13 protein-coding genes are annotated in these 15,477 nt (G+C 71.6%); 7 read left to right on the forward strand and 6 right to left on the reverse strand.

What is annotated here, in order from left to right:
• Positions 1–7: 7 nt before the first annotated feature.
• The 4 genes from aspS (at position 8) to ACFYV1_RS16480 (ending at position 4,180) form a co-directional block, all read left to right on the forward strand.
• Positions 8–1,780 carry an aspartate--tRNA ligase gene (gene aspS / locus ACFYV1_RS16465; protein WP_389396153.1) on the forward strand — a complete coding sequence of 591 codons (1,773 nt, stop codon included), beginning with the start codon at positions 8–10 and terminating at the stop codon, positions 1,778–1,780.
• Positions 1,781–1,900: 120 nt separating this feature from the next.
• On the forward strand, positions 1,901–2,455 hold the full coding sequence (locus ACFYV1_RS16470; RefSeq protein WP_389396154.1) for a SigE family RNA polymerase sigma factor: 555 nt from the start codon (positions 1,901–1,903) through the stop codon (positions 2,453–2,455).
• Entirely contained in the window at positions 2,433–3,368 is a 936-nt protein-coding gene (locus ACFYV1_RS16475) for a hypothetical protein (protein ID WP_389396155.1), read from the forward strand. Before ACFYV1_RS16470 ends, ACFYV1_RS16475 begins: the two co-directional genes overlap by 23 nt.
• Positions 3,369–3,379: 11 nt before the next feature.
• Entirely contained in the window at positions 3,380–4,180 is an 801-nt protein-coding gene (locus ACFYV1_RS16480; RefSeq protein WP_389396156.1) for a L,D-transpeptidase family protein, read from the forward strand.
• A gap of 94 nt (positions 4,181–4,274) precedes the next feature.
• On the opposite strand, the gene metG is transcribed toward ACFYV1_RS16480, so the two are convergent.
• Positions 4,275–5,882 carry a methionine--tRNA ligase gene (gene metG, locus ACFYV1_RS16485; protein WP_389396157.1) on the reverse strand — a complete coding sequence of 536 codons (1,608 nt, stop codon included), beginning with the start codon at positions 5,880–5,882 and terminating at the stop codon, positions 4,275–4,277.
• Between the two features lie 96 nt (positions 5,883–5,978).
• Complete coding sequence (locus tag ACFYV1_RS16490) at positions 5,979–7,541, reverse strand: VWA domain-containing protein (protein ID WP_389396158.1); 1,563 nt, start codon at positions 7,539–7,541, stop codon at positions 5,979–5,981.
• A 274-nt stretch (positions 7,542–7,815) separates the two neighbouring features.
• On the opposite strand from ACFYV1_RS16490, the gene ACFYV1_RS16495 reads away from it, so the two are divergent.
• Complete coding sequence (locus ACFYV1_RS16495) at positions 7,816–9,870, forward strand: PhoX family protein (protein WP_389396446.1); 2,055 nt, start codon at positions 7,816–7,818, stop codon at positions 9,868–9,870.
• Positions 9,871–9,883: 13 nt separating this feature from the next.
• On the opposite strand, the gene ACFYV1_RS16500 is transcribed toward ACFYV1_RS16495, so the two are convergent.
• Together ACFYV1_RS16500 and ACFYV1_RS16505 are read right to left on the reverse strand one after the other, a co-directional pair.
• On the reverse strand, positions 9,884–10,843 hold the full coding sequence (locus ACFYV1_RS16500; protein ID WP_389396159.1) for a hypothetical protein: 960 nt from the start codon (positions 10,841–10,843) through the stop codon (positions 9,884–9,886).
• Between the two features lie 75 nt (positions 10,844–10,918).
• Positions 10,919–12,391: an APC family permease gene (locus ACFYV1_RS16505; RefSeq protein WP_389396160.1), complete on the reverse strand. Its 1,473-nt coding sequence runs from the start codon at positions 12,389–12,391 to the stop codon at positions 10,919–10,921.
• Positions 12,392–12,594: 203 nt separating this feature from the next.
• Here ACFYV1_RS16505 and ACFYV1_RS16510 point away from each other — a divergent pair, with 203 nt between their 5' ends.
• Complete coding sequence (locus ACFYV1_RS16510) at positions 12,595–12,999, forward strand: RNA-binding S4 domain-containing protein (RefSeq protein WP_389396161.1); 405 nt, start codon at positions 12,595–12,597, stop codon at positions 12,997–12,999.
• A gap of 326 nt (positions 13,000–13,325) precedes the next feature.
• Here ACFYV1_RS16510 and ACFYV1_RS16515 read toward each other — a convergent pair whose 3' ends face one another.
• On the reverse strand, positions 13,326–13,583 hold the full coding sequence (locus ACFYV1_RS16515) for a DUF2630 family protein (RefSeq protein ID WP_389396162.1): 258 nt from the start codon (positions 13,581–13,583) through the stop codon (positions 13,326–13,328).
• A 68-nt stretch (positions 13,584–13,651) separates the two neighbouring features.
• Positions 13,652–14,632, reverse strand: coding sequence for an endonuclease/exonuclease/phosphatase family protein (locus ACFYV1_RS16520; protein WP_389396163.1), 981 nt, complete (start codon positions 14,630–14,632; stop codon positions 13,652–13,654).
• 285 nt (positions 14,633–14,917) lie between these two features.
• On the opposite strand from ACFYV1_RS16520, the gene ACFYV1_RS16525 reads away from it, so the two are divergent.
• Positions 14,918–15,322, forward strand: a complete 405-nt coding sequence (locus tag ACFYV1_RS16525) for a hypothetical protein (RefSeq protein WP_389396164.1) — start codon at positions 14,918–14,920, stop codon at positions 15,320–15,322.
• Positions 15,323–15,477 lie beyond the last annotated feature (155 nt).

The following is a 15,477-nucleotide window of genomic DNA, read 5'->3' on the forward strand; positions in this document are numbered from 1 at the left end:
AACGACGATGCATCGGTACAGGTCCCACACCTGCGGCGAGCTCCGCGCCTCTGACGTCGGAGCCGACGTCCGGCTGAGCGGCTGGCTGCACAATCGGCGAGACCTGGGCGGCATCCTCTTCATCGATCTGCGTGACCACTACGGCATCACGCAGCTCGTCGCCCGGCCCGGCACCAAGGCCGCCGAGGTGCTCGACAAGCTGACGAAGGAGACCGTCGTCCGTGTGGACGGCAAGGTCGTCTCGCGTGGCGCGGAGAACGTCAACCCCGAGCTGCCCACCGGCGAGGTCGAGATCGAGGCCGCCGAGGTCGAGGTCCTCGGCGCGGCCAAGCAGATCCCGTTCACCATCAACGCCGACGACGGTGTGAACGAGGAGCGCCGCCTGGAGTACCGCTTCCTCGACCTGCGCCGCGAGCGCATGCACCGCAACATCATGCTGCGCACCGCCGTCATCTCCGCCATCCGGCACAAGATGACCGCGCTCGGCTTCAACGAGATGGCGACGCCGATCCTCGCCGCGACCTCCCCCGAGGGCGCCCGCGACTTCGTGGTGCCGTCCCGTCTCAACCCGGGCAAGTTCTACGCGCTGCCGCAGGCCCCGCAGCAGTTCAAGCAGCTGCTGATGATCTCCGGCTTCGACCGCTACTTCCAGATCGCGCCCTGCTTCCGCGACGAGGACGCCCGCGCCGACCGCTCGCCCGGCGAGTTCTACCAGCTCGACGTCGAGATGAGCTTCGTCGAGCAGGAGGACGTCTTCCAGCCGATCGAGAAGCTGATGACCGAACTCTTCGAGGAGTTCGGCGGCGGCCGCCACGTCACCTCCCCGTTCCCGCGGATCCCGTTCCGCGAGGCGATGCTCAAGTACGGCTCCGACAAGCCGGACCTGCGCGCCAAGCTGGAGCTCGTCGACATCTCGGACGTCTTCGAGGCCTCCGAGTTCAAGGCGTTCGCCGGCAAGCACGTGCGTGCGCTCGCCGTGCCGGACACCGGGGGGCAGACCCGCAAGTTCTTCGACGGCCTCGGTGACTACGCCGTCGAGCAGGGCGCCAAGGGCCTCGCGTGGGTGCGGGTCGGCGAGGACAGCGGGCTGACCGGCCCGATCGCCAAGTTCCTCACCGAGGAGAACGTCAAGGTCCTCACCGAGCGCCTGGCGCTCGCGCCGGGCCACGCGGTCTTCTTCGGCGCCGGTGACTTCGAGGAGGTCTCGAAGATCATGGGCGCGGTCCGCGTCGAGGCCGCCAAGCGCGCCGGCCACTTCGAGGAGAACGTCTTCCGCTTCTGCTGGATCGTCGACTTCCCGATGTACGAGAAGGACGAGGAGACCGGGAAGATCGACTTCTCGCACAACCCGTTCTCGATGCCGCAGGGCGGCATCGAGGCCCTGGAGACCCAGGACCCGCTGGACATCCTGGGCTGGCAGTACGACATCGTCTGCAACGGCACCGAGCTCTCCTCCGGCGCGATCCGGAACCACGAGCCCGAGATCATGTTCAAGGCGTTCGAGATCGCGGGCTACTCCCGTGAGACCGTCGAGCAGGAGTTCGCCGGCATGCTCCGCGCCTTCGAGTACGGCGCCCCGCCGCACGGCGGCATCGCCCCCGGCGTCGACCGCATCGTGATGCTCCTGGCCGACGAGCCGAACATCCGCGAGACGATCGCCTTCCCGCTCAACGGCAACGCCCAGGACCTGCTGATGGGCGCGCCCACCGAACTGGACGAGGCCCGCCTGCGCGAGCTGAACATCCAGCTGCGCAAGCCGGTCGCCAAGTCCGGCGAGTAGGACCCCGGCACCGCATCAGGAAGGGCCCCGGAACCGCGAGGTTCCGGGGCCCTTCCCCATGTCCGGGAACGACTCCTCGAATCCGGGGCAACCCGACCGGCCCGCCACCGCGTTCTGCTGATGTGGGACACCGAACGGAATGGCGAGGACCGGATGCGCGGCTGGCGGGGCGACGGCGACTTCGAGGAGTTTGTCGCCGCACGCGGCCCCAGACTGCTGAGGGTCGCCTGGCTGCTGACCGGGGACGCGCACCTCGCGGAGGACCTGCTGCAGACCGTGCTGGCCAAGGTCTGGCCGAAGTGGCACAGGATCGCGGGCGACCACCCGGAGGCGTACGTACGCAGGGCGCTCGTCCACACGCACGCCTCCTGGTGGCGCAGACGCTGGCGGGGCGAGGTCCCGCACGGCGAACTGCCCGACCGGGCCTCGGAGCGCGACCCGTTCGAGGGCGTGGACCTGGAGCAGTCGCTGGCCGCGGCGGTACGGCGGCTGCCGGTGAGGCAGCGCGCGGTCGTGGTGCTGCGCTACTTCGAGGATCTGAGCGTCGAGGACACGGCCGCGACGCTCGGCTGTGCCCCCGGCACCGTGAAGAGTCAGGCGGCCAAGGCGCTGCGCACCCTTCGGGGGGCGCTGCCGGCCGTCGTGGAGGGGGGTGAGCGCTGTGGCCGCCCGTGAGGACGACGACTGGAACGACGACACACACGCCGGCGGCAGGCAGGACCGCAGGCAGGACCGCACGCACGAGGACCTCCGCCCCGTGCACGACGGCGACGACGCGTCCGAACTCCGGATCCTGCTGGAGCGGGCCGTGCCCCGGCTGCACGCGCCGGAGGAACGGATGCAGCGGGTACGGGAGCGGGTCGCCCGCCGCCGCCGGCGGGCCGCCGGAGCGGCTGCCGGAGCGGTGGCCGCCCTGGCCGTGGCGGGCGCGCTGCTGCCCGGTCTCATGCGCGACGGCGGCGGACCGGTGCCGCCCGCGGCGGCCGGACCGTCGGAGCCGTTCCGGTCCTCGCCCGCGAACCCGCCGGGCCCCCTCCCGACGACCGCCGGGACGCACGTCCGTTACGGCGGGCTGGCCGGCCTCACCCTGCTGCTGCCCTCCTCCTGGCGGTCACTGGAACTGTCGGCCGACCCCCGGCAGAAGGTCGGGGCCCGCGGTTTCGCGGCCGCACAGCCGCTCACGGCGTATGACCGGCCGTGTGCTGGGCACCCGTGGGGGTGCCCTCCGCTCAAGTCGCTGCGACCGGGCGGCGTGCTGCTGGTCGTGACCCCGGCACCGTCCGCCACGTTGATCAAGAAGGTGCAGGATTCTCCCGTTCTGTATGAATCGAGCACCGTCGAACCCGGCTGCCGTGCCATCGGTGGCGCACGGCAGTACAGCGCGCTGGTCGGCACCCGGAGCGGCCCGGAGGTGGTCATGGAAGTCGCGCTGTGCGCGGCCGAGGGGGCGGAACAGGCCGTGGAGGACGCCCGGCGGATCGTAGCCGACGCCCGCTTCACGCCGACGGGAAGCGGGGCCACCCCCGGGGCGGACGACCACGACCCGGTGCCGGCGCTGCGCGGCGACGACACGGACAACGAGGACTGAAAGGCGTTTGGATGCTCCTCCGTAAACGAACACTGCCTGTGCTCGCCTGCGCCGGTGTGCTGCTCGCGGGCTGCACCGCCGGCGGTGACGGGGCCCCCGGAACCGCGGCCCGGCCGGAGGCCGCGGCGGGCACGGCACCCGGTGGGGAGGGCGCGGGCGCCGACGGACAGAGCGGCCGGGCGGGACGGTCCGCACCGGAGCCGCAGGCAGACCGGTCCGGCGAGATCCCGGCCCTCGGGCCCGGTACCCGTGCCGCGATCCCGGCGGCCAGCCGGCAGGCCGTCGTCGTCACGGGCGACGGACCCGACGCCAACCGGGCCACCGCCGTGCTGTACGAACGGGAGGCGGCGGACCGGGGCTGGAAGCCCGTGTCTGACACATGGCACGGGCACAACGCCCTCAAGGGCTGGACCGACGACCACCGGCAGGGCGACCTCAGATCGCCGATCGGGGTCTTCGGCCTGTCGGACGCGGGCGGCAGGCTGCCCGACCCCGGCACGAAGCTCCCGTACGACCGGGGACCGGCATTCAGCATCAGCGGACGGGGCTTCGAGGGCGAGCCGCTCGCCGGCTCGTTCGACTACGTCGTGGCCGTCGACTACAACCGCAAGCCCGGCACCACTCCCCTGGACTGGACCCGGCCGCTCGGCGTCGGCAAGGGCGGCGGCATCTGGCTCCACGTCGACCACGGCGGACCCACTCAGGGGTGCGTCTCGCTGCCCCGGGGCCGGATGAAGGAACTGCTGCGGTGGCTGGACCCGGTGAAGAAGCCGGTCGTGGTGATGGGGGACGCCCAGGCGCTGGCGCGCTGAGTACGCCGAGGCCGGCGCCGGCGCTCGTGCGCCGAGCGCACACGGGTGAGGGCCCGGAACCACGCGTGGTTCCGGGCCCTCACCGCGGGGTGCGTCAGTCCTTCTTCGGCTCCTCCAGGCGCGGGAACAGCACCGCGCCCTTCGTGACCGTCGTGCCCGCCGGGAGCCTGCCCCACTCGCCCGCTTCCTGGACCTTCTGGTCCGCCAGCGCGCCCAGTGTGGTGTCCGCGCCCAGGGAGTCCCACAGCTTCTGGGACGTCTCCGGCATGACCGGGTTCAGCAGGACCGCGACCGCGCGCAGCGACTCGGCGGCCGTGTACAGGATGGTCGCGAGGCGGGCCCTGCCCTCCTCGGACTCGTCCTTGGCGACCTTCCACGGCTCCTGCTCCGTGATGTAGCCGTTGACCTGCTTCACGAACTCGAAGACGGTCAGGATGCCGCCCTGGAAGTCCAGCTCCTCGCCGATCTTCCGGTCGGCCTCCGAGACGGCCTTGGCGAGACCGTCCTGGACCGCCTTCTCAGCGTCACCGGCGGCCGTCGCCTGCGGCAGCGCGCCACCGAAGTACTTGCCGACCATCGCCGCCACACGGGAGGCGAGGTTGCCGTAGTCGTTGGCCAGCTCCGAGGTGTACCGGGCCTGGAAGTCCTCCCAGGAGAACGAACCGTCCTGACCGAACGCGATCGCACGCAGGAAGTACCAGCGGTACGCGTCGACGCCGAAGTGCGAGGTCAGGTCCTGCGGCTTGATGCCGGTCAGGTTCGACTTCGACATCTTCTCGCCGCCGACCATCAGCCAGCCGTTGGCCGCCACCTTGCCGGGCACCGGCAGGCCCTGCGCCATCAGCATCGCCGGCCAGATGATGGCGTGGAAGCGCAGGATGTCCTTGCCCACGAGGTGCACGTTCGCCGGGAACGTCTCCTCGAACTTCGCCTGGTTCGAGCCGTAGCCCACGGCCGTCGCGTAGTTGAGGAGGGCGTCGATCCACACGTAGATGACGTGCTTCTCGTCCCACGGGACCGGGACGCCCCAGTCGAAGGTCGAACGCGAGATGGAGAGGTCCTGCAGACCCTGCTTGACGAAGTTCACGACCTCGTTGCGGGCCGACTCGGGCTGGATGAAGTCCGGGTTCGACGCGTAGAAGTCGAGCAGCTCGGGGCCGTACTCGGAGAGCTTGAAGAAGTAGTTCTCCTCCTTGAGGATCTCCACCGGCTTCTTGTGGATCGGGCACAGCTTCGTGCCGTCCTCGGCCTCGATGAGATCACCGGGGAGCTTGTACTCCTCGCAGCCCACGCAGTACGGGCCCTCGTACCCGCCCTTGTAGATCTCGCCCTTGTCGTACAGGTCCTGGACGAACTCCTGCACACGGTCCGTGTGACGCTTCTCCGTGGTGCGGATGAAGTCGTCGTGTCCGATGTTCAGGTGCTCCCAGAGGGGCTTCCAGGCCTCGGTGACCAGCTTGTCGCACCACTCCTGCGGTGAGACGCCGTTCGCCTCGGCCGTGCGCATGATCTTCTGACCGTGCTCGTCCGTGCCGGTGAGGTACCACACCTTCTCGCCACGCTGACGGTGCCAGCGTGTGAGCACGTCGCCTGCGACGGTCGTGTAGGCGTGGCCCAGGTGAGGAGCGTCGTTGACGTAGTAAATGGGGGTCGAGACGTAGTACGCCTTCGCCCCCTGCTTCTCGGATCCAGTGGCCGCCATGGTCGAAATCCTATCGGGCCCACGAAGATCGACTCACACGCGTGCGCCGGGGCGCCCGGAGGTCCGGACGCCCCGGCGGGGTGCGGTTCCCGAGAGCTACGGGCGCCACGTCCCGAGGAGGCCCTTGAACAGCTCCGCGTGCGGCAGCTCGAGGGGAGCGGGGCCCGCGTGGAAGAACGCGGCGTTGTCCGCCTGGAGCTTGCGGAGGTAGTCGAAGGCCTTGGCGTCGTGCTCGCCGAACGCCACGAACTGCCAGAACACGGGCTTGTCGGAGGCCGCGGTCAGGGCGGCGGTGGCGGCGGTCTTCGACTCGGGAGCGCCGTCCGTCTGGAAGATCACGAACGCGGGGGCGTCGGTGCTCTTCTTCGCGTGCAGGGCGAGTACCTCCTCGACGGCGAGGTGGTAGTTCGTACGCCCCATACGGCCGAGACCGGCGTGCAGCTCGTCCACGCGGCCCTCGTGGGCGTCGAAGGTGAGCTCGCCGGTGCCGTCGATCTCGGTCGAGAAGAAGACGACGTCGACCCGGGCGTCGGTGTCGAGGTGCGCGGCGAGCGCGAGAGCCTGCTCGCCGAGCCGCTGTGCGCTGCCGTCCTTGAAGTACGGGCGCATCGAACCGGACCGGTCGAGCACGAGGTACACGTGGGCGCGCGTCCCGGTGAGCTGTGCCTTCTTGAGCGCGGCACCGGCGGCGGCGTACGCGTCCGCGATGCGCGGCGCGCGCGCCTTGACCCGCGCCGCCCCGTTGGCGGCCCGCCCGGCGGGGGCGGTGTCCTCTGCGGGGGTGGCCTCGGCCTGCGGCTCCGCTTCGTCGGCCTCGGCGGGAGCGGCCTCGGCCTCGACGGTGACGGGCTCCTCCGTGGTGGCCTCGGAGGTCTCGGCGGTGGTGTCCTCTGCGGCGGGCTCCGCGGGGGTGGCCGCGGTGTCGTCGTCCGCGGGGGCCGGGTCGGCCTGCGGTTCGGCGGTGTCGGCCACGGGCTCGGCTGCGTCGTCCTGCGTGCCGGTGGCGGCGGTGTCGGCCTGCGGCTCCGGGGCGTCGGCCTCGGCGGGAGCGGGCTCCACCGTGGCGGTCTCCGCCTCGGCAGTGTCGGCGGTGTCGGCCGGGTCTGCCACGGGCTCGGCTGCGCTCTCCGGGGCGCCGGCCTCGGTGGGAGCGGGCTCCTCTGCGGCGGGCTCGGCCGCGGCGGTGACGGGCTCCTCCGTGGTGGCCTCGGAGGTCCCGGCGGTGGCGGCCTCCTCTGCGGGGGCGGCGGCGTCTGCCACGGCCTCGATGGTGGCGGGCTCCTCCGTGGCAGGGGTGCCGGTCTCGGCGGTGGCTGTCGGTACGGCGGTCGCCTCGTCGTCGGCCTGCGGCTCCACCACGTCGGCCGTGGCGGGCTCCGCGGGGGCCGGTGCGGCCGGCTGGTCGGTCGGACCGGACTGGGCCGGGACCGAGGGGCGCGGGCGGGGGTTGTCAAAGGCCGCGGAAACCAGGTCCGACACACGTTCCGAGGGCGCCGGGGAGGGGACCTTCGCTTCCGTGACCGGCTCCGCGACCGGCTCCGCTGGCTCCGTGGCCGGTTCCGTGCGCTCGGTCTGGGCCGGAACGGAGGCTGCCGTCGACTCGTTACGCTCGGCACGGTCGCGTCCGAACACCTTGCGCAGCATGCTCCGAATACCCATGGGCGAGGCCTTTCGCATGAGTTGGGTGCGGTGACTGTCCGCTCCTGCCCGGACAACGCAGGCCAGGGCGGACACGTAAGGTTAGCGGCCGCCGTACGCGGCTCGGAGGAGGGCACCCGTACGCCGGGTCCACACACCCCAACCGCGCTTCGGCCGCGCCGCATTCATCCCTCGTTCACCCGGTGTCCGCCGCCGTGCAGATCTACGCCCATAGCGTCATGGCCGGAATCATTCCGACACCATGTCGGCGCAGGGTGCGCCGAAGGAGGACGAAGTGCGCAAACTGCTGCCGCTGTTGAACACCTCTCCGCACGCGGGCGGACGCTCCGCCCTCACCTGCCGCTACCGCTGCGGCGACGCCTGCTTCCACGAGGTCCCCAACACCAGTGACAACGAGTACGTCGGCGACGTCATAGCGAGCGCCCTGTCGCGCCGTTCGATGATGCGCGCCGCCGCCGTCGTGACGGTGGCCGCCGCCGCGGGCGGTGCGGCCGTGGTGCAGACGGCGACCCCCGCGCAGGCCAAGGGGAACAAGCCGGGCAAGCCCGGCGGCAGGGCCGACGGCGCCCGCGGCCTCCGCTTCGCTCCCGTCGCGCCCAACACGGACGACAAGGTCACCGTCCCCGAGGGCTACGACCAGAGCGTCGTCATCCGCTGGGGCGAGCCGATCCTCCGCGGCGCCCCGGCCTTCGACCCCGACAAGCAGTCGGCGAAGGCCCAGGCCGGCCAGTTCGGCTACAACAACGACTTCCTCAGCCTGCTCCCGCTCCGGGGCGAGCACGGCCGCCAGGTGCTCGTGGCGAACCACGAGTACACGGACGAGCTCCTGATGTTCAAGGGGTACGACCCCGAGAACCCGACCCGCGAGCAGGTCGAGATCGCCTGGGCCGCCCACGGTCTGTCCGTGGTCGTGGTCCAGGAGGAGAACCGTTCCGGCAGGCTCTCCCCTGTGACCCGGCACCCGCTCAACCGCCGTCTCCACACCTCGAGCGAGTTCGAGCTGACCGGTCCGGCGGCGGGCGGCGAGCTGCTGCGCACGAACGCCGACCCGTCCGGCACCAAGGTGTTCGGCACGCTCAACAACTGCGCCGGCGGCACCACTCCGTGGGGCACGATCCTGTCGGGCGAGGAGAACTTCAACCAGTACTTCGCCAACGGCTCGAGCGCCACGGACAAGCGCTACGGCATCGGCACGGGCACGACCGAGCGCAAGTGGGAGCGTTTCGACAAGCGCTTCGACCTGAAGCAGGAGCCGAACGAGGTCCACCGCTTCGGCTGGGTCGTCGAACTCGACCCGTACGACCCCGACTTCACGCCCGCCAAGCGCACCGCGCTGGGCCGGTTCAAGCACGAGGCGGCGCAGCCCCGGCTCACCGACGACGGCCGCCCCGTCGTCTACATGGGCGACGACGAGCGCTTCGACTACTTCTACAAGTTCGTCTCCTCGAAGCAGATGAAGAAGGGCAACAGCCGCGCGGCGCGCGAGCACAACCGCACGCTGCTCGACGAGGGCACGCTGTACGTCGCCAAGCTCACCGGCGACAGCCCGGCGTCCGAGATCGACGGCTCCGGCAGGCTCCCGGCCGACGGCGAGTTCGACGGCTCCGGCGTGTGGATCCCCCTCGCCACGGGCGACGTCTCGCACGTCCCCGGCATGACCGCGGAGGAGGTGTACGTCTTCACCCGTCTCGCGGGTGACAAGGTCGGCGCGACGAAGATGGACCGCCCCGAGGACGTCGAGCCGAGCCCGCGCTCCGGCCGTGTGTACGTCGCGCTCACCAACAACTCGAAGCGCGGCACGACCGGCAACCCGGGCACCGACGAGGCCAACCCGCGCAACAGCAACAAGCACGGCCAGGTCCTCGAGCTCGCCGAGCACTGGGACGACCCGGCGTCCGACGGTTTCGCGTGGCGTCTGTTCCTGGTCGCGGGTGACCCGAACGACCCGGCGACCTACTTCGCGGGCTACCCGAAGGACAAGGTCAGCCCCATCTCCTGCCCCGACAACATCGCCTTCGACCCGCACGGCAACCTGTGGATCTCCACGGACGGCAACGCGCTCGGCAACCACGACGGCCTGTTCGGCGTGGCGACCCACGGCGAGCGCCGTGGTGAGCTCAAGCAGTTCCTGACGGTGCCGACCGGCGCGGAGACCTGCGGCCCGATCATCCAGGACCGCCGGGTCCTGGTGGCGGTGCAGCACCCGGGCGAGGTCGACGGCGCGTCCGTCGAGAAGCCCGCGAGCGCCTGGCCCGACGGAGCGGGCAAGCTGGTCCGCCCGTCGGTCGTCGCCGTCTACCGCAAGGACGGCCGCGACATCGGCGCCTGATCCGGCGACGGGTTCACGAGGTGGGGTCGACGTGTGCGCGCCACCTCGTGAACTGCTCGGCCGCATCTCCCGTGTACGCCCACGGGAGATGTGCCGCCCGGTTCCCCAGCAGCCGGAACAACCCGCTCGCCTCCTGACGCAGTCCCGCGTGGCAGGCGGCGTGCACCAGGTAGTTGAGCTCGCCGATCTCCGCAGGGGCCACCGGCCCGTCCGTACGCCAGAGGATCCACCGTTCCCAGGTGCGGCGGATCTCCGTGACCGCCAGTTCGTGCTTCCAGTGCTGGTCGAAACCGCGCACCACCCGGCCTTGCGCCGCGTCGGCGACGTACCGGTACTCCTCGGCCCGGGCGATCTGCACCAGCACCGGAAGCGGCGATCCGGGCGGTGACGCGCCGGCCGCGTCGCGCGCGAAGTCGTACATCCTGCCGTGTGTGCCGTGCCATCGCGCCGAGTGGTAGCGCAGCAGCTGCACATGGCCCTCGACGTTGTACGGGTCGCGCCGGCGCATCTCGTCCCACCAGCCGCGCAGTTCGCGGCGCGGGACCCCCTCCTCGTACAGCCTGGCCACGGTCAGCAGCGACACCCACGGCATCGGGTCCGTGGGGTGGGCGTCGGCGGCGGTGAGAGCGGCCCGTACCGCGGCGTCGAGGTGCGCCCGGTCGGCGCCGGCTTTGCGGCCGGCGGCGATGGCCCGCTGGAAGACCCTCACGACCTCGGTGGCCGCGCCCAGGACCGACGCGTCGGCGTCGAGGGGATCCGCCGCGCGCCAGATACCGGCCGTCGAGGAACCGGCCGCGGCGTGGGCGAGCAGACGTATCCGATGGGTGCGCAGCGGCCAGTCGTCACCGGTGGCGCGCAGCAGGTCGCGGACGCCCTGCCATCGTCCGATGGCGATGTCCTGCAGTGCGTCGGCCAGTGGCCGGTCCCCGAAGGCGGGATCGAAGTCGGGTGCGAAGCGGCGGCGTACGACCATCTGCGGCACTTCCCTCGGCGGTGCATGTGTGCGACTGACGTTGGAGGTCCCCGTGGGCGATCGGTTCCGTGGCGGTCAGTAGTCGGTGGCCAAAGCCCGGTCGGAGTAGTCCCCGCCGTGCGGCCCGCGGCCGCCCCATTGGTCGCCGTCCACGGCACGGGCCGCGTCCAGCCGGGCGGGCCGGTAGTACGTACTGCCGCGCCGCCAGTAGAGGACCATCGGCACCAGCCCGGTGGCCAGGCCGCCGAGGCCGATCGCGATCGACGCGCCGCTCAGTTCACCCAGCGACTCGAAGAAGACCCACAGCATGAACAGCGCGCCGAGCAGTGGCCACGCGCCGCCGAGTACGAAGTCGCGTACGGACTCCAGCAGCGTCCTGCGGTACGCGACGACGGCGGCTATGCCGGCGAGCCCGTAGTAGAAGGTGATCTGCAGTCCTATGGCGGCGACCGCCGCGGCGACGACATCGCCGACCGAACCGAGCGCGGTGGATGCCACGAACATGGCGAGCGCCACGGCACCGACCACGGCCACGGCCGTCCACGGTGTGTTCCAGCGGTGGTGCACCAGGCCCAGCGCGGCGGGCATCGTACGGTCGCGGCCCATCGCGAAGAGCGAGCGCGTGACCTGGATCAGCGTGGTCTCGAGTGTGGCGACCGTCGACAGCAGCACCGCGAGGACCAGCAGTTTCCCGCCCACGCCGGGCCAGATCGCCGCCCCGAGCACGGCCAGCACGTTGGAGCCCGCCGCCTGGATCTCCCCGGCGGTCAGGATCGTGTTGACGGCGATCGTGAAGGCTTCGAACAGCAGGAAGACGATGCCGACGCCGATGAGGGCGCCGAGCCCCGCGGTGCGGCGGCTGTCGCGGGTCTCCTCACTCAGGTTGCTGGTGACGTCCCAGCCCCAGTAGTAGAAGGTGGCGATCAGCGCCCCGGAGGCGAAGCCGGCCGGACCGTCGAAGTGCGAGAAGCCGAACCACGACCAGTCGAAGGCGACCGCGGCGCCCTCGTGCAGCACGGCGGCTCCGATGACGAAGAGCAGTATCGCCAGTTCGACTCCGGACAGGACCAGTTGGGCACGCACCGTCAGCCGCGCCCCGCCCAGCACGACGAGCAGCATGGCGAGGAACCAGGCCGCGCCGGTCGTGGTCGCCATGGCCGTGTTCTCGGCGAGCTCCGGGTCGAAGAGCGCCAGAGTCATCGCCCCGGCGGGCAGCGAACCCGCCACCATGAAGATCGTCGTCGAGACGACCAGCGCCCACCCGGAGAGGAAGCCGAGGAACGGGTGCAGGGTGCGCCCGACCCAGGAGTACGCGGCGCCCGCGTTGACGTCGACGCGGCCGAGCCTGCCGAACGCGAGGACGATGCCGAGCATGGGGATCGCGCAGTACAGAAGCGCCGCGGGGCCGGCCAGGCCGACGGTGGCGACGAGTACCGCCGTGGTGGCCGCGATCGAATAGGCGGGCGCGCTGCCCGCCACGGCCATGACGGTGATGTCGAACGTCCCGAGGACATTGGACCGGAGCCCTCTGCCGGAGCTGCTGCGCATGGAAGTCTCCGAATGCCCTTGTGCCGCACAGGATCTGTCGGCACGTCAAAAAGGGGTCGCCCGAGTGCGGAGGGAACGCCTCCGTCACAGGGGATCGTGCGCATCGTAGTCGGATGTGTGCGCTGTGGTGAGGGGGCGGGGTCGGCCCCACCCGCAAGTGGCTTCACGGTGGATCCGCGGTGCGCGAGTCGTAGAGTCGGGGCATGGCTGCAGAGGGAGCGTCCACGTCGGAGCAGGGGACCGTACGGGTCGATGTCTGGATCTGGTCGGTACGGCTGACCAAGACCCGTTCGCAGGCCTCCGCGGCATGCCGCGCGGGCCATGTACGGGTCAACGGCGACCGCGTGAAACCCGCCCAGGCGCTGCGCGTCGGGGATCAGGTGCGGATCTTCCACGCGGGGCGTGAGCGCATCGTGGTCGTCTCGAAGATCCTGCGGAAGCGGGTCGGCCCGCCGGTCGCTGTGCAGGCCTACGTGGACAACAGCCCGCCGCCCCCGCCCAAGGAGTTCACGGCACCGGCGGCCGTGCGCGACCGGGGAACCGGCCGGCCGACGAAGCGTGACCGGCGCGAGCTGGAGCGGCTGCACGGAGCGCGCCCCAAGGACTGAGGCGCCCTGCGCCGGTCTCCGTCCTGGGCGGGTGACGGGCCGGTGGTCATCCGCCCATCCGCCCATCCGCCCATCCGCCCGGATCGGGTGACGGCCCGGCGGTCGTCGTCCCGGATCGGGTGAAGGGCCGGTCGTCGTCGTCCCGGATCGGGTGACGGCCCGGTCGTCGTCGTCCCGTCGGCATTGTCCCGGATCGGGTGACGCGATCGCCCGCCGCCCGCGCAGCCCGGCCGCGCCCGGGTCCGGTTCACGCGGCCTGACCCCGTTCCGCGTCCGGGTCCGATTCCGTACCTCGTTCCGTACCCCGGTTCCGCGTCCGGGTCCGCTCAGCTGCGGTAGTTCTCCACCTCGTCCGCGGGCCGTTCCTTCACCGTGCCGGGGTCCTCGCCGAACTCGGTCTTGGCACGCCGCCGTCGCAGCACGTCCCAGCACTGGTCGAGCTGGATCTCGAGCTCGCGCAGCCGGGCCTGCTCGTCGGGGCCGAGGCCCCGCTGGTCGGTGGAGCGATCACGCAGGGCGCGCTCCTCCGCGACGAGGTTGCCGATGTTGTCGATGATCTGCTCGTCGACGTGTTCGTTGTCCATGGCGTCCGCTCCGTCGTCAAGCGTGAACGTGCTTGTTGCTCTCGCTCGACTCTCGCGCGCGACGGGCCTCAGCGCACGTCGTGCAGTTCCAGGTCCACGAGCAGCGACCGGTGGTCGGTGTCGGGCAGGTCGAGGAAACGGGCTCCGCGCACCGAGAAGTCCTCGCTGACCAGCACATGATCGATCTGGGTGCCCAGCGGTCCGCGCAGGTCGGCCGGCCAGGAGGGGGTGCGGGCCGCACCGACGAGGGTGGCGCTGTCGCTCAGCCGCCCCGCCCGGAGGATGTCGCGGAAGGCGGCGTGGTCCTGGCCGGCGTTGAAGTCGCCGGCGACGATGCCCGGACCGCCCTTCGCCCCGGCCGCGTACGTACGCAGCAGACCCAGCTCGCGCCGCCAGTCGTCCATGGCCTGCGGGACCGGTGGCAGCGGGTGCGCGAGCTGGAGGGAGACCCGGCGTCCGGCGATGTCGACGACGGCCCCCGGCATGGCCAGCGTGCCCCGGACACCGGGGGCCGGGCGCAGCGGGTGCCTGCTGAGGATCGCGGAACCGGACGCCATGTCGCCCGCGACGACGTTGCGGTACGGATAGCCGGCGCTCGGCAGCTCGGACTCCAGGGCGTCGGCGCAGGCGTGGTCGCATTCCTGCACGAACACCAGGTCCGGCCGTTCACGGCGGACCGTGTCCACCAGCGCGCCGGTCGCCTGCCCGAACTCGATGTTGGACGTGAGCACCGTGAGGCGGGCCACGATCCGGCCCGGCGGCTTCTCGGCCAGGCCGGTGTCGTACGGCCTGACGAACCAACCGATGACGGCGAGCACCGCGACCGCCCAGCCCAGGAGGAGACGCCGTCGCGCCAGGAGTGCCAGCAGCGCCGCCGCCCCTGCGGGCAGCAGCAGCCACGGCAGGAAGGCCAGCAGTTGCGGTACGGGCGTGACACCGTCCGTGTCCGCGGCACGACATGCGGCGACGACGGTCGGAGCGGCCAGCAGCAGGACGGCGAACCACCCGCCGCCGCGCCGGCCGCGGCCGCCCGTCGTTTCCGTGGTCACGCCGTCCGAGCCCGCCTCCCCGTCTCCAGTCTCCCCGTCTCCGGCCCCCACCTCTTCGGTCTCCCCGCCCATCGGCGTGCCCGTCCGTCTCTTCATCGCCCTCTTCGCTTCGCCTCTTCGTCCCTCGTGAGACGCGGGTTCCCTGGAATCCGTTGCGGCGCCGGAGCGCCCGGGTACCCGGAGGTGCGGATGCCGGCCGGAGACGGACGGCCCCAGGACTTGCCCACGACCGCGTGCGGGTGTGCCCTGTAGAGGGGGCGGGGGAGAGGGAAGGAGCTCTCGGCCATGGCCACTCACGCAGCGATGCCGCACCGTCGGCGCCGGTCGCACGGACCGCAGCATCACAGCCCTCTTGCCTGGGCACTGCCCGTCACCCTGGGCCTGACCTTCGGTATCTGGGCCGCCGTCATCAAGCGGGTCGACGAGGGCGGCGTCGCCACCGGCGGCCAGTGGGTCCTCGGTGTGATCACGGCGCTGGTCCTCGCGGCCCTCGCCTTCGGACTGGGCCGCGTCCAGCACAGGCTGCCACGGGAACTGCGCGCCCTGGCGTACGGCGCGCTGACCGCCGTGACCATCGGCTTTCTGACCAGCCTGCCCGGCGGGAGCGTCCTGAGGGCCGCCGGTATCGGTGTTGCGGTGGGCGCGGGCGTGGGGCTGGCGGTCTTCTACTTCTACTACACGCGGGAGTGACCGCCGTCTCCCGCCGGCGCGCCGGAACCCCGTTGTGCGCGGTCTCCCCGATCTCCCCCGCGGCCATCGGACCGCCGGGGGAGATCGGGTCGTACGGAGGAGGGCCCGGCCCCGACCGATGACTTTCCGCGCCCCGGCGGGTCTGTACTGGGTCT

The organism is Streptomyces sp. NPDC003023, assembly GCF_042888225.1.
Classification (GTDB): domain Bacteria; phylum Actinomycetota; class Actinomycetes; order Streptomycetales; family Streptomycetaceae; genus Streptomyces.